Below are 19,073 nucleotides of genomic sequence, written 5' to 3'. Positions count from 1 at the left end.
CGTTACAGCGTGATATATGAACCTGATAGGCAACCAACAAAAAAGCGCTGGTTAACCAGCGCTTTTGCATTTACTAAGGGCATTACACCTTTTTAAAGATGATGGAGGTGTTGATGCCGCCAAAGGCGAAGTTGTTACTCATCAAATATTTCACGTCCAGTTCTCGGCCTTGTCCGGCGATGTAGTCTAAATCGCCACATTGCTCGTCGAGGTTTTCTAGGTTGAGCGTTGGGTTGAACCAGCCTGTGTGCATCATTTCTAAACCTAGCCACGCTTCAATTGCGCCACACGCGCCTAGTGTGTGGCCAAAGTAGCTCTTGAGTGAACTGATTGGCACTTTGCCCAGAGCATTCGCTGTTGCGTTGCTTTCTGCAATATCACCGCGGTCGGTGGCAGTGCCGTGAGCAGATACATAGTCGATCTTCTCCGCAGGAATGCCCGCGTTTTGCAAAGCCATTTCCATACAGATTTGCATGGTTTCCATCTGTGGTTGAGTGACGTGTGCGGCATCACAGTTGCTGGCAAAACCGATGATTTCTGCATAGATTTTCGCGCCACGAGCGACGGCGTGTTCGTACTCTTCCAGAACCAGCGTTCCCGCACCTTCACCAATCACCAAACCATCGCGATCGGAGTCATAAGGTCTTGGTGTGCTTTTCGGGTCTTCATTCTTCAGACTGGTGGCAAAAAGGGTATCGAAGACAGCGGATTCCGTTGGACACAATTCTTCAGCGCCACCAGCAACCATGACCGTTTGGTAGCCGTGTTTGATCGCTTCGTAGGCGTAGCCGATTGCTTGGCTGCCGGAGGTACATGCACTACTGGTTGGGATCACTCGGCCTTTCAAACCGAAAAATAGACCAACGTTCACCGCCGTGGTATGTGGCATCATCTGCACGTAAGTCGTTGCGGTGATCGCTTTAGTGGTTTTCTCATTCAGCATGACACCAAATGCGCCGATTGCGTCAGTACTGCCTGTTGATGAGCCGTATGCGATACCCGTTTGACCATTGGTGAGTACGTCGTTACCAATCAAACCTGCTTGGCTTAGTGCGTTTTCTGTTGCGACGGTCGCTAATTTGGAAACACGGCCCATGCCGCGTACTTGCTTGCGCTTGTAGTGCTTTGGCAGATCAAAATCTAAAATGGGTGCCGCGAGCTTGGTGTTCAAACCTTCATACTGTTCGTAAGAAGGCATGTATTGCGTCGCGTTCTGGCAGTCACGCAGTTTTGGTTCGACAGATTGCCAATCGTTACCAAACGCAGTCACGCCCGACATTCCGGTTACAACAACTCGACGGCTCATACTAGGCCTCCGTTTACCGAAATGACTTGGCGAGTTACATAGCCTGCGATGTCAGACATAAGGTAACTGACTAAACCAGCAACTTCTTCTGGCTCTCCCATGCGGCGCAGAGGAATTTGCGGCATCGCGTGTTCTTTCACGTGTTCGTCTACCATGCCTGTGTCGATAAGCCCTGGAGCAACGCAGTTGACGGTGATTTTGCGTTTTGCCAGTTCAAGCGCGAGTGATTTTGTTGCACCAATTACGCCCGCTTTCGCTGCGCTGTAGTTAGTTTGACCACGATTCCCCATTAGGCCAGAGACTGATGCAAGCGTAACAATTCGGCCGCCTTTGCGCTTTTGCACCATTGGCATAACACAAGGGTGAAGAACGTTGTAGAAGCTATCTAAGTTGGTATGAATCACACCATCCCATTCTTCTTCGGTCATCGCAGGGAAAGCGGTATCTTTTGTGATGCCAGCGTTGTTTACGACGCCATAGTAAGCGCCGTGTTCGGCGATATCGGCTTCTAGCTTCTCACGACAATCTGCACGGTCACTGATGTCGAATTGGATAAGACGACCGCTACCACCATGCTGTTCGATGGTGTTTAGGGTGTCTTGCGCGCCTTGTTGATCGCCCATGTAATGGACAATGACTTGGAAACCATCTTTGGCTAATTGAACGGCAATGGCTTTGCCGATGCCTTTGCTGGCACCTGTAACGAGGACTTGTCGGGTCATTGTTGACTCCTGATTTTCATTTCTTGTAATTTTTCTTCTGATGGAACGTAAACGTTCAATTGGCAAGTCGCTACAACAGTTCCTTGTAGCTCAATACGGGCTGAAAAAACCGCCATACCGTTATCTTCCATAACTTTTTCAGCATACACATCGAGCACCTGTCCGCGAGAAAACGTATCGCATTCAGACGTGTATCGACGGCTACCAAGCAAAAAGCCAATCGGTGGCGCTTGTTCTTTCATTAATGCGTGGTAACCAGACCACGCCGCGACAGATTGCGCCATAAACTCAATGCCAACGTAAGCTGGCACAGTTTGAGAGGCCGAGTCGAAGAACGGATTGTGTTCTGCGATATCAACCTGACAGTGAATCGTATCTTGTTGAACATCCAAAGCACGATCAACCAAGATCATTGGTTTGTCGTGTGGCAAAAGTTGTTCGATGGGAGGAAGTTTAGTCATGAGCGTAACCAAAAATAAGACTAATATTATTGCCACCAAAAGCAAAAGAGTTGCTGAGAATCGCTTTGTTACCCAGTTTGGTTGGCGTCTCAACTAACGATATATGGATATCGTCTGCTTTGGTTTCGCAGTGTTGTATTGGCAAATCAAGGTTGTACTTGAGAATATGCCAAGCGATCGCGGCTTCCGTTGCACTTGCTGCGCCTAATGTGTGTCCGGTAAGTGGCTTTGTCGAGCTTACGGGAACGGAGTCACCAAAGCAGCGATGAATGGCTTTGCTTTCCATCGCATCGTTTAACGGCGTTGCTGTGCCATGCGCGTTGATGTAACCAATGTCTTGCGCTGTAAGTCCTGCATTGGCCAACGCTTTTTTCATCGCTTGTTCTGCGCCTAACCCTTCTGGATGTGGTGCGGAAATATGATGTGCGTCTGAGCTGTCGCCAGCTCCGAGAAGAGCAACGGGCGCAGGTGTTTTGCTTAGCAACATTAATGCTGCGGCTTCGCCGATATTGATGCCGTTACGATGTTGGTCAAACGGTTTGCAAAGAGTATCGGATAGAGCTTCTAAACCGTTAAAGCCGTTTAGTGTGAGGCGACAAATGGTATCTACACCACCCACAATAACCGCATCAACAATGCCAGAGCGAATCAGGCGCTGCGCGGTTAAAAAGACACGCCCACTAGAAGAACAGGCGGTTGAAACTGAGTAATGTGGGCCGCTCAAATCAAAGTAGGCGGCAATAAAATCGCTGCAGTTGCCAAGCTCTTGTTTGGTGTAATGGTAGTCGGCAGGAAAATTACCCTTTGCCAGCTTTTCACCAAATGCGATTTCGCCATCTGAAATGCCAGATGTGCTGGTGCCGATCACGACTGCGATACGGTCACGACCATATTTAGCAATGGCGTCACGCACGTCGCCTTCGATTTGCAGCAAAGCCGAAAGTGCGAGGCGGTTGTTTCTCGTATCAAACTGGCTGAGTGCGGTCGGTAATTGCGGTAACGTCTGTGCAATTCGACCGATTACTGTTTGGCGGCCTGAATTTAAAATATCTTGGTCAACCACCATGTTGGATGGCTTCGCTCCCGATAAACACTGGTGGATGAGCGCATCATCTTGTCCCATGGCAGAGTGAAAGCCACAGGCCTGAATATACAAAGGTTGAGAAGAGCGAATAGGCATATTGTTATTCTAAATTGTTCTTAATTAATCTGATGTTGCAGTGTTTGAATAGAAATTGAAAACTGATGTTTGAGGTGATGAAAATCAATCTTACCCTCTAACTTGTTAGAAGAGCTGTATTGAATCTTAATGATCTTTTCACCGTCGCTATCAAAGATGGCGCGAGAATTATTTTTATCAATAATTCGCCACCTTACCTCATTTAACGACCCTTCCCAAGCGGAACTCGGCCAGAGCGTGATCATCAGGTTAAATAATACCTGTTCTGGCTGCGGTAGCGAACCTTGTAAACCGTTGAGCACTTCGGTTTGAATTTGTTCTCCATCGTAAGACAGTGAGAGTACTCTCGTCCCCCAGGATGAGAAGCCTGCCAGCACCACTTCGTTGTTGATCACTTGCAGTTGTACCGGAAGTTGCTCAGATTTGGTTTTACCATCTATTGCCCAAGAAGCCGTAATTAACTGACTGGCAGACAACTGATAGCCCAAGCTTGCGGGAGTGGGCAAGCTAACTTGGGTGTGCTCGGCAATGTCGACCTGAGGCGTCGATTGGTGAGGGACCAAGCTGCATGCACTTAAAAACAGGCTCAGTGCGAATAACGTCGCGCAGCGAAAGGCGTGATTGAAAATCATGACGTCGTTTCCTCTGTTTTAATTGCAATCGGAGAGAGCAGCCAAGCGACAAAAATACCACTTAACACCGTAATGCCAAAACTGTGAATCGCGTGAGTTTGGCTGAGTGACAGCAATCCAAATGACAACACAGTGGTCATTGCCGAAAGGGTGATCGCCAATAGTGTGCTCACACTGCGGGCTTTCTCGGCAAAGAACAGAGTGTAATCGATCCCTATACCAAGAATGAGCACCAAGCCAAGCAAGTTGAACAGGTTTAATGTTGTTCCCATCGCGACAGCAGTTGCAAGACCGCAGGCGCAAGCAATCAATGATGGCAGTAAAACTCGGCAACTGTGTTGCAGACCGTACCGCTTGATTAATACCAGAAAGATCACAGCACTGGCGGCTGCCAATAGCTCCATGATTTTGATTCGGTATTCACCAAATATGGCGGATATTTCCTCAGCTTTGTTTAGGTAGACAACATCAGACTGTGATTTGGCAAATGCCTTAACAACAGCGGAGTCTTGCAATTGGTTTAACACCACTACCGTTGCCGATTTTTCTTTAATTTTACCCAAATGAAGAAAACGTACAGGCGCTGATACCGGGTTTTGCAAGTACTGTTCAACCGTAACAGGGATAAAGTCGGCGTCCATTTTGGGCTTTTTACTTAAGCCCAGCCCGGAAGTAAGTGGGCTGGATTGTGTCGCGTAAAGATCGCGAATCAATTGATAGTCTTGTTGCTGACGTTCCACTGAGCTCAAGTAGCGGCTCAGGCTCTGGTAGCTTTCGATGGTGCTGTCCGCTTTCCACGCTTCTAAAGTTGGCGTCAAAGACTCCAGCTTTTTCATCAGGTTTTCGTCATCGTCGGCGGTAACGACCAACATTTGCTGCGAAGATTGCATGCCACTGAGCGTCGTAATCAAGGTTTCTTGCTGCTTGAGTTCGCTCGGCATCGTTTGCAGTAGACGAATGTCGTCATCGTAGTTCAATTGCAGCAAGAAAAAGCCACTCGCAACCACACATAACATCGGTAATCCGACTTTTATTCGAGGTTGATTCCAAAGCGTTAACCATTTCGCCAACAGTGATTGTCCCGGTAAAGTCGAAATGGTGCGCGATGGGTTACGAGCCAGTATCGGATACCAAGCCACCACGGTGATGTAAGCGGCAATCAGACCAATGGATGAAAACAGCGCAAGCTGCTGCAAACCAGGAAACGGTGCCACTAACATGCCCAAATAGCCGATCAAACTGGTGATTAAGCCAAGTGTGATCGCTATGAAAATATGCTTTAACCCTTGTTCGCTATCCCATTCATTTCCCGCCGCAAGGCGTTCGGTTAGGTAGTGGAATGCGTAGTCGATAGACACGCCGATTAAACTTGCGCCAAACACTAAGCTGAACAGATGGACTTTTCCAAAAATCCACGTTGTCACTGACAACGCAACGAGCAAACCAATGGTGATGGAAAGCAGTGCGAGAGACAGTGGCACCACACTACGAAAGACCAATACGAACAATGCAATGATACCGAGCAGAGAGAACACACCGATGGTACTGATCTCCGATTTGGCACTTTGCGTACCAAAGTCGGCGTAAAATAGAACGCCAGTATGTGCGACTTCAGCGCCATATTTCTGCGCGACGCTTTGTTCTAGCGCTTGAATATCAGGGACTACAAGCTGCCCAGTTAGGCTATAAGGCGAGTCTTTTAGTTCGGCAGTAATAAGCAAGTATTGAGCACCGTCTTTTTCGACGGATAGATAGCCGTTATCCAATCGGAAAGAGGACGATTGCTGGGTAACTTGGCTTAAATAATCACGAAATAGCAAGAAAGGGTCATTTTGTAACTCTTGCCCGGTCACTCCAGAAAACGGGTTGTACAGAGATTGAATCACATGCTGCACTTGCTGTTCTGGATTTTGGCTTAAACGCTCTCGTTGTTCAGGCGTCAGTAATTGGAAGCGGTGCTTAAAGTAATAACTCGCCCAAGCTTGCTGCTCTTGAGGTGAGATTTTTCCCACCACATCGCGAAAATGATTACTTTGGCGTAACCCCTTATCAAATTCAGCAGCTGCTGCAAAAAGGGCATTTTTGTCCGGCGCTGTGATCACGAAAATGACTTTGTCGCTCATACTTGCCGAGACCGACTCAAAGGCTTGCTCAGCCACCGGGTTTTGTTGGTTCTTAGGCAGCAGTTTTAAAATGTTGGTCTCAATCGGAGATTCTGCACTCCAAACCCATTGTTTGAGTAGCAACGCGCCCGCTAAAACAACGAGATTGAGCCAAACGAGAGCAAAGGTATGAGTGCCGAGACTGAGTTTAGAAACGGAATTGAGCGTCTTCGGCATCCGTGAGTTCCTGAGGTAGAGAGGTCTGGTTCGTAAACGTGATTTCAGTCTTATCGCCGCGCAGCTCTTGCAGGGTTAGGCGATCAATATGCGTTTTACCGGAAAGGTTGATGGCTTTAAACACCGCATTTAATGGTGACTGTTTTGGCACTAAAACGAGCTGCCACTGAGTGTTCTCAACTGAAAAATCGAGTGTGAATTGTTCTTGCAGTGCAGAAGTATCCCCGTGGAACACGGATAAAAACACATGGCTAAAGTAGAACGCCATTGGGTTTTCTTCAGCAGAGATCGTTTTCGGATCTTGGTTGGCAAAAGTCTGACGAAGTTTGTTTTCCGTCAATACCAAATTGACTGCGAAAGGTTCTGTTTGTTGCCACAACAAGCCATGTGTTTTGCTCAGTGTGAACTGACCTTTAGAGGTTAAAGGTTGACTAAACATTTCCAGATGACGCTGCTGCGTAAAATCTCCGCGTACGATTTCATGCTGAGACAACTGCTGTTGAAGCGATGCCAAATCCGTTACGTTTGCTGTCGGTGTGGCCAGTGCTGGAACAGAAAATATCAACAAAAAAGAGAGTAACCACTTTTGCATTAGTTCAGGCTCCCATGGTTGTGCCATTGCTCTACTTTATCTAAAAAGACTGCTGGAGAAACAAAGCACATCTCTTGCTTTTCAATGGATACGGCGACTTGCGTTGTATGCGCTTTGCACATACGTTGATTCGTTTCGGCGTCGTAAATCACGTAATCCACACGCAAGCGGTTTTCCCACTCCGTGAGTTGCGCGGTAATGCGAATGGTGTGATTAAACGGAATCGCCTTGACGTATTTAACGCGCGTGTCGATGATCGGCCACATATACCCAGAGTCTTGCATATCGCGATAGCTGTATTGGAGCTTCTCCATCAGCACACGACGTGCTTCTTCAAAATATCGAAAGAAGTTGCCGTGATAAATCACGCCCATCGGGTCAGCATCTTGGAATGAGGTGACCATAGTCACCTCCGCTTCTAATGGGTAGAGAACCTGCTCTTGCATTATACCTCCGCGTAGAGTGGCCAATGACGTTGCTGAATGCGTTCAATAAAATGACGCAAATCTTGTTCTAACGGGCGATCTTCAATCACAAATTCAAACTCGCTCAGTACGGCGTCACGAATTACTCGCAAACTCTGACTCATGTGGTGTTCGTCCAATTCGTTATGACGACGACGAATCTCAATCGCTTGAACGCTTGCTAGGAGTGAAGCCGCAGCAACTTGCTCTGTTAACTCAAGTACGCGTAGGCAATCACGAGCTGCAATGGTGCCCATGCTCACTTTGTCTTGGTTGTGACATTCGGTTGAGCGAGAAAAAACGCTCGCTGGCATGGTGTTTTTTAACGCTTCTGCCGTCCACGCTGAGATACCAATCTGAACCGCTTTAAAGCCGTGGTTGATCGGTTTTCGCTCGCCTTCTGCACCAGTTAAGTTAAACGGTAGGCCGTTATTGAACTTGTAATCCATCAGTTGCGCCATCTGACGGTCCAGCAAATCAGCTAAGTTGGCAATGTTCACTTTCAACGTATCCATCGCCATTGCGATATGACCACCGTAGAAGTGACCGCCGTGCAGAACGCGCTCGTTGTCGCCATCGATAATTGGATTGTCGTTGGCACTATTTAGTTCATTCTCGATCAATTGACGTAGCCAAGGCAGTGAGTCTTGCACCATGCCAATTACGTGTGGCGCGCAACGCAGCGAGTAACGATCTTGCAGTCGGTCGCTATTGCGTGGCGGACGTTCAGCATTGAGATCATCACGCAGCCAAGCCGCAACTTGCTGTTGACCAGGGTGAGGTTTTACCGCAAACAACGCTTCATCAAAGTGGAAGTCATTACCTTGCATACCCACAGAGACCATCGCGGTAATCTTGGTGCTCAGCTGCGCTAGATATTCTGCGCGTTTGTAGGCAAGACAGGCGAGGGCAGTCATCACGGATGTACCGTTCATTAACGCCAAACCTTCTTTTGGTTTTAGGCGAATTGGCTCAATGCCCAGCTCTGCAAACACTTCTTGTGTTGGTCGCACATCACCTTTGTAAAGCACTTCACGCTCACCAATTAAGGTCGCCGCTAGGTAAGACAAAGGAGTTAAATCGCCACTTGCGCCCACCGAGCCCTCTTGTGGAATACGCGGCGCAATATCGTGATTGATAAGCGTAACGATTTGGTTCAACAGACCGTGAGACACGCCAGATACGCCTTGCGACAATGAACATAAACGTGTCGCCAACACCGCACGAGCTTGCTCATGAGAAAGGATTTGACCTAAGCCACAGCCATGGAAGCGCGTAAGGTGCAACGGAAGTTCATCCACAAGAGCAGGTGGAATCGCCACAGTGCATGAATCGCCGTAACCCGTGGTCACGCCGTAAATAACGCCTTCTTCTTTCAGTAATCGTTCCAGAAACGCCACGCCACGATCAATTTTCGCGGTAAATTCTGGCGAGGTGTTCATGTTTGCCTTTGCACCTTGAGCAATGGCAACGACATCTTCGATGGTTAAAGATTGGGCACCAAAAGTGATGTTGTGATTATTGTTGTTTGTCATGTGGCTGATTACTTAAAGTCCAGAAGTTAAAAAAGTTGTACCACTGTAACGGCGCTTGCAGTGTGTGGTGTTCTAATCTGTGTGCGTACTGTTGAACAACGTGTTCTAGTGCCTGCTGACGTTCCTTGCGTGGTAGCGTGATTTGGTCACTAAAGTGTTCAAAGTACACATTAAAATGCGGAGTGTTCGCTTCATCGTCGCGTAGGCCGAAGAGTAGATAAACCGGCGCTTTTAATACCGAGGCCAGCATGAATGGGCCTTGCGGAAATGGCGCTGGTTTACCAAGAAAATCTGCCCAAACGACCCGATTTTCTTTGCTGGTAGAAGTGCGATCGCCAACGATCACCACCCATTCACCTTGCTCGATTTTTTGTTGAAGCAGAATCGCGGTGTCTGGTCCCATTGAGCTGACTTGAATCAAATTCAGTTCCGAGTTTGGGTTTACCGCCTTCATTACCGCATTAAATTGTTCAGCGTGTTGGGTAAATACCAAGGCGTTGATTTTGACATGAGAGTGTCGACGACCAAGCGCGCGGCAGAGTTCGATATTGCCAAGGTGCGAGCCTAAAATGAGCACGCCTTGTTTTTTCTGCGCCATCTCTTCGAAATGATGCTGGCCGTGAATGGTTAGGTTATCGACGTTAAAGTCACCTTGCCAGGCAGCCAGTTTGTCGAGCATAGTTCGCCCAAAAGAAAGCAGATGATGATAGCTGTCCAACTGTTTTGGTAGTGCGATGCTCTGCTGCGTTGCGTAGTACTGCAAGTTTTGCAGGTAAATCTCAGACGCTTCACGGGCAGATTTACCCGTGAAGTGGTAGTAGCGCATGACTAATTTTAAAATCAGGTCAAACGCTTTTCTGCCGAACAAGCGGTAAACCGCGAGTAAGGTTTTGATGCCTAAAATCGTGCCTTGTTCTTTTCGTTTCGACCAGTGGGCATTGCTGTCGTCTGTGTGACTGTGCTTTCTGGCGAGTAGCGAAGGAATGCGCGGCAACATGCCAAAAAATAGGCGAGTGTGCATCCAGCTTATCTTGACGTTGTCCCACAATGCGTCGAAGTGGGAAATGCCACCTTCAGGGTAGATCACGCGCGTTGGAACAAAATCAATGTCGACGCCTTCCCAATACATTCGCACTAGAATTTCGATATCAAAATCCATGCGTTTGCCGATGCTGTACTTGTTCAACACGGCGACCGTTTTCGCCACTGGGTAGGCGCGAAAACCGCACATGCTGTCTTTGATAGATAGTGACAAGGTTTCTATCCACACCCACACGTGCGTAGCGTAGCGACCATACAAACGGGATTTAGGTACGCTCTCGTCGTATATCGGTTGGCCCGAAATCAGGTTATCTGGTTTTGTTTCGCTGGCGCTGAGCAATTTCGGCAATGCTTCTAGGTCGTGTTGACCGTCTGCGTCGATTTGAATGGCGTGCGTAAAACCAAGTTGGTGAGCTTGATGTAGGCCTGCCATCACAGCGCCACCTTTGCCTTGGTTTTCACTCAAACTAATCAGTTTTATCAGCCCTTGCTCACTCAATGCTGAAAGCGCTTGTTTGGTGTCTTCATTGCTGCCGTCGTCCACGACCAGCACTGGCAAATCGAAAGAGGATAACGACGCAACCACGTCTGCAATTGTGCTGCCGTGGTTGTAGCAAGGAATTAAAAAGCAGGGACGGTAATCACTCACGTGACTCACCCAGTTTCATTTTGCCTGAAGAGTGAGTCACCAAGGTTTCACCGTTTTTCGATGTGTACTTAAAGGTCAATTTCTCGCGCTCATTGTCCCAAGAGAGTGAGAGGCAAACGTCGGCGTTTGGCAGAATCGGCTCTTGAAATTTGATGACTTCCATTCCTTTAAATACCTTGGGAGTGTTCAAATATTGAACGGCGTAGAACAACGCCCAGTCAATTTGAGTGACGCCGGGTAAAAGAGGAAAGTGACTGAAATGACCTTGGAAATCTAAGATGTCAGCATCCACACGCAGCGAAAGCTCCGCGGTGTGGTCACTCACTTCAATATTCTGAATAGTTGGTTTTCTTTTTTCCATGTTACTAGCTTTATTGGAATAGTTTTTCAATTTCAGCAACTTGGCGTTTGCCTTGGCTGTTCAATGGAATTTCGTCGACCACTCGGAATTTTCTCGGGATAGCGATCGGTTCTAGCCAATTACGCAGTGCCTTGCGAAGCTCAAGCCAAAATTTGCCTTTACCAAGTTCATTAAGCACATCGCTGCCTTGATCGTTAAGTACGATGATCGAGACTAACGTGAGGCGACCAGATTCTTCCATTGGGATCACCACGCTTTCTTGAACCCACGGCAATTGCTCTAAACGTTTTTCCACCTCGACAAGGGAAATACGCTTTTCTTCGACTTTGACGATTCGGTCAGTGCGTCCACGCAATTCAAAAGAAATACTATCATGGAAATAGCATTCATCCGCAGTTTGGTACCAAGTGTTTTCATCAATGTGTGGCGAGCGGAGCTTTAAACAATTTTCATGGTTAAGCTCGGCTTCAACACCAGGGAATAACGTCCAGGGAGTGCTAGCTACGTGCTGCTGACGGTAAGCGATGCCGCCGGTTTCTGTGCTGCCAAAAACTTCAATAGGAAGTGACCCAAACAACTGCTGGCTGTGCTGCGCCGCTTGGTTTGGCAAGGGGCCACCAGAAGAAAATACACACCGAATCGCAACCGGATCGTGCTCTTCACTGAGTCGTTTAAGTAACGCAGGGCTACTTACTAGCGTGGTGTCAGCATCGGCGTGATGGACAATTTGCTCTGGGAACTCTAGGTTGTGTGCTGAAAATGGACGTGCAGAGCACAAAGGCCACAATACGCGGAACAGCAAGCCGTAAATGTGTTGATGAGAAACGGTGCTTTCAACGCGTGTGTTGGCAACTGTGTCGCCCCATAGGTTATCTAGAATAGAAACTTCGATATCGAGCTGTTTAAGCGTTTTTGCAATGGCTTTTGGTGTGCCGCTTGAACCCGAAGTGAATAGCGTTATCGGTATTTCCGCTAGGTTTAATTCTCGCCAAAAATAAGGTTGTTTGGCCTCTGGCTCGTTAATCACGGTGGTTTCTAGCAATGATTGAGCTTCGATCAAAAGCGAGCTCACCAGTTCTGGAACCGAGACATCGGCATCATGCAGCAACAAATCGTAGTGCTCACTGAGCTCTTTGAGTGCTTCTGGTTGGTAATTACCAGGTAATACAATGGATTTTCCTGCATAACAACAAGCAAAAAAGCCAACGGCAAACAGGTAGCTGTTGCCAAAACACAACGCAATGTTTTGCGTTGGTTGGGTTTCTAACTGCTGAGCAAGTGTTGCGACGTGCTGCTGGAAATCACCCCACGTGATAACCGTGTCGCGCTCGTAAGAGACTGGGGATTGCTCAGAACTCTCTGCGATGAACAAGGTCGCTAGGGAGGTAAAGCTCGAATACGTTGTATTCATACGATTAGTGTTCCTTTCGAACAAATTGACGCACGATCCATTCTCCAGCGAACAAGCCACCAGCAAGTAAGTAGCTGATGAGGCCGTTATAAAGCGTCCATATTTTTACTGGTAGGAAACAGGTATAGAGTGCAACAGCAGCGTTGAGCGTAAAAAAGGCGCACCAAACCATCGTCACTTTGCGAGTGTAAGTCACGCCACTAGCCGGAAGGTCGGGTTCTTGCAAGCGAGCAAGCCTCTCTATGATCGATTGCGGCTGTTTTAAGCTCAGTCCAAATACACACAGCATACATACATTGACAACGACAGGGTAAAACTGAAGCCACCCATGTTGTTTAAACACCATGCCAAGCGTAATTAGGACAATGCCAACAGCGCCCGTAACGAGCGCCAAGAACTTAAACTCTTTTAGTGGGGTCTTATTTGCGACGAAAACACGCAAAAGTAACGCAGCAATTAACAAGCCCCCAACTAAGTTCAAGCCAAATTTATCTATACCGAAATAGACGGCGAAGGGGTAGGCAAACAGTACAATTGCAGACAGACCAGTCAGCAATTGGCGCATTAACTTTCCTTCAATAACTCAGTAACAGCGTTAACCACATCGTCGACGGTTCTTACTGTACTAAACTCTGCCGGCTTGATTTTTTTGCCAGTGACATTCTGTAGGTGTACGACCAAATCAACGGCGTCAATGCTATCAAGATCGAGATCTTGGTATAAGTGCGCATCTGATTGAATGTCGGCTGCATCAATTTCGAACAGCTCAACAAGCGCATCTTTAACTTGTTCAAATACTTGATCTTTATTTACATCAGTCATGAATATACCTACAACTTATTCATTAGTTTGAGAAGAAACGTATTTCGCTAGATTTGCTACAGACGCAAAGTGTTCGCGCGTATTTGAGTCGTCGGCATCAATAACGATGTTGTATTGTTTTTTTATTGCGAGTCCAAGCTCAAGCGCGTCGATAGAATCTAAGCCAAGTCCATCACCAAAAAGTGGTGCATCCGTTTCAATATCATCTACGGTTAAATCTTCAAGGTTTAAAGCATCAATAATAAGTTGCTTAATGTCGTTGTGTAACTGTTCCACTGGGACCTGCTTATTAATAAAAGTTTTCTGGAAAAATGTTTTCAGCTAGGTGCTGTTGTAAGCGTCGCGCCGCTATTGTCGGAGACGTAGTTTGCTTTATAAAGGGGGTAATCTCAACTTTATCCTTAACTTCAACCCTGAAAAAGGGCTTTGTTGCCGGTACTTGATACCATTTTTTCTCTTTTGTGAGGAAACTTGGCGTTACCGTAATATGGACAACTCTTAAATCTCGTTCTGTTCTTACCGCAATTTGTGCTGCACCGCGTTGTAATTTCGGCTCTACACCTGGTGTTGTTCTTGTTCCTTCAGGAAATATAAGCAACACGTTGCCTTTGTTAAATCGCTCATCACAAAGTGCTAATAAATCATCCGGTGCTTCATTGGGAATATATCCGGCTGCTTTTACGATGTGCTTCATAAAAGGATTCGACCATATTGCCGATTTTACTAAACAGTCGCAGCGATTTAATTGTGAAGCAATGAGAACGTAATCGATTAAACTAGGGTGGTTGGCAACAATTAAACAATTACGATCTTGTTGAAGAATATCGGCACCAATAATTTGATAATCGATTGCGCCACTTAGCTTCATCAATTTACAAAATGTGTTGAATGAATATCGAATCGCACCCTGAACTTTATATTCGCGTTCCGTTTGGTCTGAAACAAAAATACGAATGGTCGGAATAACAATGAAACTCAGTACTAAACCACCTAACCCAAATACTGAAAAACAAAAGCCTGTTGCTAGCACACGCCAATACTGATTTAAGCGAGTCATTTTTTGTGCCATTCCCAAGCTTGTTGCGGAGCGAAAATAGTCCACTGGCTTTTATCTAACAAGTATTGTTGCAAAAATACTAAACCTTGAGGAAGAGGATGACCGGAACGTTCTGCGTTTATGGAGCTTTGTATCGCGAACTTGTCTCCATGAGAAAGTATTAAGCCAAGTCCAAACCCTTGGTATTGTTGGTTTTCATATTCTAAATAAGAGTCAGGCATAGGCTCATCAAAATCAACAAGCAGTACTTTTTTGTCAGGATTGTCGGACAAAAACAGCCATGCTTCTAATATTGCGCTTTGGAATGTGTTTTCTGCCGCAGCGATAGAAGTTAGGGGAATGGGTTGTTTAGTTGCGATAGTGGCAAGCCCTGCGGCGGTATTGTGCACCGATTGAGAAAAAGCCATCGGAGACGCCTCTTCTCCATTAATTATATCTTCAACTAGTGCGACGCTGCGATGCAGTTCACCATGACGGCTTGAAAATACAAGGTAATCAACTTGATGTTGATTAAGCATTTCGATTGCAGTTTGTACCGCCAGTTTACTGAGTGGGCTCATTCTTCTGCGCATCATCGCAGGAATATTTGCAACATTGATTTTGCCATCTTCTGGCCATTTTATCTCTGTTGCCCATTGTTTCCATTCATTGGATTCGGATAAACCGAATGAATTCGCTGTCCACGCATCAATATTGAACGAAATGTTGATCTTCGAGTTTGGCATATTGGGTTAAATTGTTTATTTTACAGCTCGATACAAATTGGGGTTGACCCAAATTCACAATAAAAAGGAAATTATCATGTCGCGTTTTAAGCTGTATGTCTCGTTATTATTAACTTTGCTTCTTGTTGGTTGTGGACGAGTACAACCTGTAATGAATGTGGAGGATACTCCAGTTGCTTATGATCTTCAAAATAAACAAGTAAAAATGGCCATAGTGCAATCAGCAACTAACCGAGGCTGGACGATCGAAGAAGTAAGCCCTGGTGTTCTTATTGCAAAAATCCACGTTCGTAAACACTCTGCAGAAGTAAAAATCCCATACAATAATAAATATTACTCAATTATTTATCTCAACTCAGTAAATCTCAAAGCAAGTGATGGCAAAATCCACCGCAATTACAATCGTTGGGTAAACAACTTGAATGTTGATATTCAGCGAGCTATTGCATTGTTGGGCAATCAATCTCAACAATAAAACTATTAATTGCAGTTAGGTTTTTCCGTGTTAAATCAAAATAATGACCCTTTTAATGCTTTTGAAGCGAAGACAGAAGCTCAGAAGTTATCTTTTGCACCAATCGTGTTCCAGACCGCCAAAACGCTTCGAGATTTAGGTATTTTAGCCGCTTTAGACAGCGCTGGCGCTCAAGGCATGAGTGCCACAGATATTGCCGAGAAAACGGGAGTATCAGAATATGGTGTTAAAGTACTGTTGGATATGGCGATTAGTGCGCATATTGTTTTATGGGAACGACCTAACTATTCGCTTGCAAACCTTGGTTTTTACCTTCTTCATGATGGTATGACGAATGCAAACATGGATTTTACGGCAGATGTTTGTTACGCCGCGATGATGCATTTGACGGAAGCAATTCAAGAAGGTAAACCGTCAGGTTTGAAAGAGTTGGGCAATTGGGAGACCATTTATCAAGGTCTATCGACGTTACCAGAACAAGCCAAACAGAGCTGGTTTAAGTTCGATCATTTCTATTCGGATCGCTCGTTCCCACTTCTGCTTAAAGAGGTATTTGCAAGCAAGCCAAAGCATCTTGTGGATATTGGCGGAAATACGGGAAAATGGGCGATTCAGTGTTGTAAACATGACCCTGACGTTCAAGTGACGATTGTTGATTTACCGCAGCAATTAGAAGTAGCGATGAAGAATGTTTCAGAAAACCAGTTCGTCGAGCGTGTACGTCCATACCCTGCAAACATGCTTGATAAAGCACAAACATTGCCTGAGCATGCTGACGTATGGTGGATGAGCCAGTTCTTGGATTGCTTTTCCCCAATTGAGATCCTCAATATCCTTAAAAAAGTTAAAGCCCAGTTAACGAAGGGAGATACTATTTACGTATTGGAGCTGTTTTGGGATGCTCAAAAATACGCGGGAGCTTCCTATAGCCTTAATGCCACTTCTCTTTATTTTACCTGTTTAGCTAACGGTAATAGTCGCTTTTATCGCAGTGATGATTTCTTAGAAATTGTCGAAGCGGCAGGTTTATCTGTCGTTGAAAGAACCGACAATATTGGCCTTGGTCATACCTTATTAAAACTACAAGCAAACTAAATTCAGAATGAAAACAGAGCTCAAGCAAGTTGTTGTCGTAGGAGCGGGGCCATCAGGTTCAACCGCTTCTGCGTTATTAAAATCGCGTGGCATAGATGTTGTTGTCTTAGAAAAAGCGACTTTTCCACGTTTTTCCATAGGAGAAAGCCTACTCCCTGCATGTATGGAAGTTGTTGAACAAGCAGGAATGACTCATGCAGTAAAGCAGTTTGGTTTCCAGTATAAAGATGGTGCTGCATTTCGTCGTAATGGCGTATACACCCAGTTCGACTTTACAAACAAATACACACCAGGACCGGGCACGACGTTTCAGGTTCAACGTGCCAACTTTGATAAAGTATTGGCAGATAGCGCTGAAGAGCAAGGCGTAGAGATTCGTTATCAGCATGAGCTGCTCAACCTAGTGTTTGAAGGGAAAAAGTCTCGATTAGAAGTGCTCGACTCAAATAAGAAGGCTTATCAAATCGAAGCAGATTTTGTGCTGGATGCAAGTGGCTTTGGGCGTGTTTTGCCACGCTTGTTGGAGCTAGAAGAACCTTCTTGTCTTCCGCCTAGAAAAGCGATCTTTACCCATATCGAAGATCATATCTCTCCCCAAGAGCCGGAATACGATCGCAACAAAATTTTAATTTCAGTTCATCCTGAAAATCACGACGTATGGTACTGGCTAATCCCATTCTCTAATGGTACTTGTTCGTTTGGTGTGGTGGGTGAGCCAGAATTTTTCGAACAATACCCAGAAGATAAGATTGCAGCGTTGCAGCAGTTAGCCAATGAAGAGCCGGGTTTGGCTTCTTTGTTGCGAAATGCGAATTATCCGAATCCAGCAGGCGAGTTGGGTGGCTATTCTGCTAACGTCAAACGTTTAGCGACAGAGCACTACGCGTTGCTTGGTAATGCAGGTGAGTTTCTTGATCCTGTATTTTCATCGGGTGTCACTATCGCCATGAAATCGGCAGAGTTTGCAGCGGACTGCGTGGTTCGTCAGCTGAATGGTGAAAAGGTTGATTGGCAAGAAGAGTACTCGCAACGCTTAATGGTGGGAGTGAACACATTCCGCACTTATGTGGAAGGCTGGTACAACGGCACGTTGCAAGATGTGATTTTCTATCAAAACCCGAACCCACGTATTAAACAGATGATTAGTGCGATTTTGGCTGGATATGCTTGGGATACGAATAATCCTTACGTAAAACAAAGTGAGCAGCGTTTGTCGACGCTTGCAGAACTGGTTCGGGAAGCTGAACTGTAAGAATATACATTCGCTTATCCGAGAATCAGTAAGCCTAGGTCTTACCAAAAAATTGGTAAGACCTTTTTAATGCCTCTTTACTTTTACTTCTAGCGTGTTGGAGACACATTGACCACTTACATCGGTGTGTATCGAATTTGAGAATTTTTATGGTGACATTGATCACATCTAGAATTCCTGTTGCTGATATTTATATTAAATTTGTAGGAAATGGATTACATTCTGGGAGTGTTCCCTACATCCGGCTTCGTTGTGAAAACGGTTTATAAGCAACTGTATAAGTTAGTAAAGTTCCAAAAACTACATCAAAAAAAAGACAAGTTTCTTACCAAATCAATTCGCTTGGTGAGTTCGAGCCATCGACTACGCCAAACGCTTCCTCTACTTTCTAAAATTGTCGAAGAACATGACGCATCAACGGTCTCTTCGATTGCAGATCCCGAGAACGCGGTCGCGTGGGGAGGCAAAGTTTCTCCAGAGTTCAAATCTAAAGTCATCCGTATTAGTAAAGAGCTAAAGATCAATCCTAATCATCTTATGGCGTGCATGGCATTTGAAACTGCTGAAACTTTCAGTCCAAGCATCAAAAATGGTTCCGGAAGCGGGGCTACAGGGTTAATTCAATTTATGCCCTCTACCGCAGAGTCATTAGGAGTGAACACAAAGACTCTTGCGAGAATGAGCGCGCTTGAACAACTTGACTATGTGAAAGCGTACTATTGGCCCTATCGAAATAAAATTAATAGCTTAGAAGATGCTTACATGGCCATTCTCTACCCTGCTGCGATTGGTAAACCGCCGTCTTTCGTTTTGTTCAGACAAGGCTCAATTGCCTATCGACAGAATGCAGGTATCGACCGCCACAAAACGGGGAAAATCACGCTTAATGATGTTTCCTACAAAGTGAGGAAAAAATTAGAAAAAGGTTTGCAGCCCAATTTCATGGGCTAAGAT

General features: G+C 45.9%; 21 protein-coding genes. 4 read left to right on the top strand and 17 right to left on the bottom strand.

Annotated elements, in window-relative coordinates:
• Nucleotides 1–82: 82 nt before the first annotated feature.
• From R7E42_RS14895 to R7E42_RS14815, 17 genes are read right to left on the bottom strand one after another with little or no spacing between them, the layout of a single operon-like run.
• Nucleotides 83–1,306, bottom strand: a complete 1,224-nt coding sequence (locus R7E42_RS14895; protein WP_054865730.1) for a beta-ketoacyl-ACP synthase — start codon at nt 1,304–1,306, stop codon at nt 83–85.
• A complete protein-coding gene (gene fabG, locus R7E42_RS14890) occupies nt 1,303–2,028 on the bottom strand; it encodes a 3-oxoacyl-ACP reductase FabG (RefSeq protein ID WP_005388326.1) in 726 nt (241 codons plus the stop codon). The genes R7E42_RS14895 and fabG overlap by 4 nt, the downstream gene beginning before the upstream one ends.
• Complete coding sequence (locus tag R7E42_RS14885) at nt 2,025–2,489, bottom strand: hotdog family protein (RefSeq protein WP_017634799.1); 465 nt, start codon at nt 2,487–2,489, stop codon at nt 2,025–2,027. Before R7E42_RS14885 ends, fabG begins: the two co-directional genes overlap by 4 nt.
• Nucleotides 2,482–3,669, bottom strand: a complete 1,188-nt coding sequence (locus tag R7E42_RS14880) for a beta-ketoacyl-[acyl-carrier-protein] synthase family protein (protein WP_171344869.1) — start codon at nt 3,667–3,669, stop codon at nt 2,482–2,484. Before R7E42_RS14880 ends, R7E42_RS14885 begins: the two co-directional genes overlap by 8 nt.
• A gap of 20 nt (nt 3,670–3,689) precedes the next feature.
• Complete coding sequence (locus R7E42_RS14875) at nt 3,690–4,301, bottom strand: DUF3261 domain-containing protein (protein WP_017634797.1); 612 nt, start codon at nt 4,299–4,301, stop codon at nt 3,690–3,692.
• Nucleotides 4,298–6,640 carry an MMPL family transporter gene (locus tag R7E42_RS14870; protein ID WP_318072788.1) on the bottom strand — a complete coding sequence of 781 codons (2,343 nt, stop codon included), beginning with the start codon at nt 6,638–6,640 and terminating at the stop codon, nt 4,298–4,300. The genes R7E42_RS14875 and R7E42_RS14870 overlap by 4 nt, the downstream gene beginning before the upstream one ends.
• A complete protein-coding gene (locus tag R7E42_RS14865) occupies nt 6,612–7,232 on the bottom strand; it encodes an outer membrane lipoprotein carrier protein LolA (protein WP_318072798.1) in 621 nt (206 codons plus the stop codon). Before R7E42_RS14865 ends, R7E42_RS14870 begins: the two co-directional genes overlap by 29 nt.
• Nucleotides 7,232–7,678 (bottom strand): acyl-CoA thioesterase, encoded by a 447-nt coding sequence (locus R7E42_RS14860; protein ID WP_025526424.1) that lies wholly within the window; start codon nt 7,676–7,678, stop codon nt 7,232–7,234. The genes R7E42_RS14865 and R7E42_RS14860 overlap by 1 nt, the downstream gene beginning before the upstream one ends.
• Nucleotides 7,678–9,231: an aromatic amino acid ammonia-lyase gene (locus tag R7E42_RS14855; RefSeq protein ID WP_318072787.1), complete on the bottom strand. Its 1,554-nt coding sequence runs from the start codon at nt 9,229–9,231 to the stop codon at nt 7,678–7,680. Before R7E42_RS14855 ends, R7E42_RS14860 begins: the two co-directional genes overlap by 1 nt.
• Nucleotides 9,215–10,921: a glycosyltransferase family 2 protein gene (locus R7E42_RS14850; RefSeq protein WP_318072786.1), complete on the bottom strand. Its 1,707-nt coding sequence runs from the start codon at nt 10,919–10,921 to the stop codon at nt 9,215–9,217. Before R7E42_RS14850 ends, R7E42_RS14855 begins: the two co-directional genes overlap by 17 nt.
• The gene (locus R7E42_RS14845) at nt 10,914–11,282 is read right to left on the bottom strand and encodes a 3-hydroxyacyl-ACP dehydratase (RefSeq protein WP_005460551.1); all 369 of its coding nucleotides are present in this window, start codon (nt 11,280–11,282) and stop codon (nt 10,914–10,916) included. The genes R7E42_RS14850 and R7E42_RS14845 overlap by 8 nt, the downstream gene beginning before the upstream one ends.
• Before the next feature lie 10 nt (nt 11,283–11,292).
• A complete protein-coding gene (locus R7E42_RS14840) occupies nt 11,293–12,693 on the bottom strand; it encodes an AMP-binding protein (RefSeq protein WP_318072785.1) in 1,401 nt (466 codons plus the stop codon).
• Nucleotides 12,694–12,697: 4 nt separating this feature from the next.
• Nucleotides 12,698–13,258, bottom strand: coding sequence for a hypothetical protein (locus R7E42_RS14835; RefSeq protein ID WP_132936505.1), 561 nt, complete (start codon nt 13,256–13,258; stop codon nt 12,698–12,700).
• Nucleotides 13,258–13,515, bottom strand: a complete 258-nt coding sequence (locus tag R7E42_RS14830) for an acyl carrier protein (RefSeq protein WP_025766966.1) — start codon at nt 13,513–13,515, stop codon at nt 13,258–13,260. Before R7E42_RS14830 ends, R7E42_RS14835 begins: the two co-directional genes overlap by 1 nt.
• 15 nt (nt 13,516–13,530) lie before the next feature.
• Nucleotides 13,531–13,791, bottom strand: a complete 261-nt coding sequence (locus tag R7E42_RS14825; protein WP_005382278.1) for a phosphopantetheine-binding protein — start codon at nt 13,789–13,791, stop codon at nt 13,531–13,533.
• Nucleotides 13,792–13,804: 13 nt separating this feature from the next.
• Nucleotides 13,805–14,572 carry a lysophospholipid acyltransferase family protein gene (locus tag R7E42_RS14820; RefSeq protein ID WP_005388305.1) on the bottom strand — a complete coding sequence of 256 codons (768 nt, stop codon included), beginning with the start codon at nt 14,570–14,572 and terminating at the stop codon, nt 13,805–13,807.
• A complete protein-coding gene (locus R7E42_RS14815) occupies nt 14,569–15,297 on the bottom strand; it encodes a beta-ketoacyl synthase chain length factor (protein WP_017819930.1) in 729 nt (242 codons plus the stop codon). The genes R7E42_RS14820 and R7E42_RS14815 overlap by 4 nt, the downstream gene beginning before the upstream one ends.
• 76 nt (nt 15,298–15,373) lie before the next feature.
• Between R7E42_RS14815 and R7E42_RS14810 the strand changes: the two genes are divergently transcribed.
• From R7E42_RS14810 to R7E42_RS14795, 4 genes are all read left to right on the top strand, one after another.
• Nucleotides 15,374–15,772, top strand: coding sequence for a hypothetical protein (locus R7E42_RS14810; RefSeq protein WP_005382272.1), 399 nt, complete (start codon nt 15,374–15,376; stop codon nt 15,770–15,772).
• A 27-nt stretch (nt 15,773–15,799) separates the two neighbouring features.
• The gene (locus R7E42_RS14805; RefSeq protein WP_053307501.1) at nt 15,800–16,867 is read left to right on the top strand and encodes a class I SAM-dependent methyltransferase; all 1,068 of its coding nucleotides are present in this window, start codon (nt 15,800–15,802) and stop codon (nt 16,865–16,867) included.
• Between the two features lie 7 nt (nt 16,868–16,874).
• Nucleotides 16,875–18,119: an NAD(P)/FAD-dependent oxidoreductase gene (locus tag R7E42_RS14800; RefSeq protein WP_262634438.1), complete on the top strand. Its 1,245-nt coding sequence runs from the start codon at nt 16,875–16,877 to the stop codon at nt 18,117–18,119.
• Between the two features lie 210 nt (nt 18,120–18,329).
• The gene (locus R7E42_RS14795; protein ID WP_080960101.1) at nt 18,330–19,070 is read left to right on the top strand and encodes a transglycosylase SLT domain-containing protein; all 741 of its coding nucleotides are present in this window, start codon (nt 18,330–18,332) and stop codon (nt 19,068–19,070) included.
• Nucleotides 19,071–19,073: the final 3 nt, after the last annotated feature.

Source organism: Vibrio sp. Vb1337 (genome assembly GCF_033338715.1).
GTDB lineage: Bacteria > Pseudomonadota > Gammaproteobacteria > Enterobacterales > Vibrionaceae > Vibrio > Vibrio alginolyticus.
This window is presented reverse-complemented; position numbering and strand designations above follow the sequence as displayed.

Excerpts from the sequence above, each read along its gene's own strand:
- R7E42_RS14810 (WP_005382272.1), top strand. The coding sequence starts at position 15,374 with ATGTCGCGTTTTAAGCTGTATGTCTCGTTATTATTAACTTTGCTTCTT.
- R7E42_RS14885 (WP_017634799.1), bottom strand. The coding sequence starts at position 2,489 with ATGACTAAACTTCCTCCCATCGAACAACTTTTGCCACACGACAAACCA.
- R7E42_RS14875 (WP_017634797.1), bottom strand. The coding sequence starts at position 4,301 with ATGATTTTCAATCACGCCTTTCGCTGCGCGACGTTATTCGCACTGAGC.
- R7E42_RS14865 (WP_318072798.1), bottom strand. The coding sequence starts at position 7,232 with ATGCAAAAGTGGTTACTCTCTTTTTTGTTGATATTTTCTGTTCCAGCA.
- R7E42_RS14795 (WP_080960101.1), top strand. The coding sequence starts at position 18,330 with ATGGATTACATTCTGGGAGTGTTCCCTACATCCGGCTTCGTTGTGAAA.
- R7E42_RS14840 (WP_318072785.1), bottom strand. The coding sequence starts at position 12,693 with ATGAATACAACGTATTCGAGCTTTACCTCCCTAGCGACCTTGTTCATC.
- R7E42_RS14820 (WP_005388305.1), bottom strand. The coding sequence starts at position 14,572 with ATGACTCGCTTAAATCAGTATTGGCGTGTGCTAGCAACAGGCTTTTGT.
- R7E42_RS14845 (WP_005460551.1), bottom strand. The coding sequence starts at position 11,282 with ATGGAAAAAAGAAAACCAACTATTCAGAATATTGAAGTGAGTGACCAC.
- R7E42_RS14860 (WP_025526424.1), bottom strand. The coding sequence starts at position 7,678 with ATGCAAGAGCAGGTTCTCTACCCATTAGAAGCGGAGGTGACTATGGTC.
- R7E42_RS14800 (WP_262634438.1), top strand. The coding sequence starts at position 16,875 with ATGAAAACAGAGCTCAAGCAAGTTGTTGTCGTAGGAGCGGGGCCATCA.
- R7E42_RS14880 (WP_171344869.1), bottom strand. The coding sequence starts at position 3,669 with ATGCCTATTCGCTCTTCTCAACCTTTGTATATTCAGGCCTGTGGCTTT.
- R7E42_RS14855 (WP_318072787.1), bottom strand. The coding sequence starts at position 9,231 with ATGACAAACAACAATAATCACAACATCACTTTTGGTGCCCAATCTTTA.
- fabG (WP_005388326.1), bottom strand. The coding sequence starts at position 2,028 with ATGACCCGACAAGTCCTCGTTACAGGTGCCAGCAAAGGCATCGGCAAA.
- R7E42_RS14815 (WP_017819930.1), bottom strand. The coding sequence starts at position 15,297 with ATGCCAAACTCGAAGATCAACATTTCGTTCAATATTGATGCGTGGACA.
- R7E42_RS14895 (WP_054865730.1), bottom strand. The coding sequence starts at position 1,306 with ATGAGCCGTCGAGTTGTTGTAACCGGAATGTCGGGCGTGACTGCGTTT.
- R7E42_RS14830 (WP_025766966.1), bottom strand. The coding sequence starts at position 13,515 with ATGACTGATGTAAATAAAGATCAAGTATTTGAACAAGTTAAAGATGCG.
- R7E42_RS14835 (WP_132936505.1), bottom strand. The coding sequence starts at position 13,258 with ATGCGCCAATTGCTGACTGGTCTGTCTGCAATTGTACTGTTTGCCTAC.
- R7E42_RS14870 (WP_318072788.1), bottom strand. The coding sequence starts at position 6,640 with ATGCCGAAGACGCTCAATTCCGTTTCTAAACTCAGTCTCGGCACTCAT.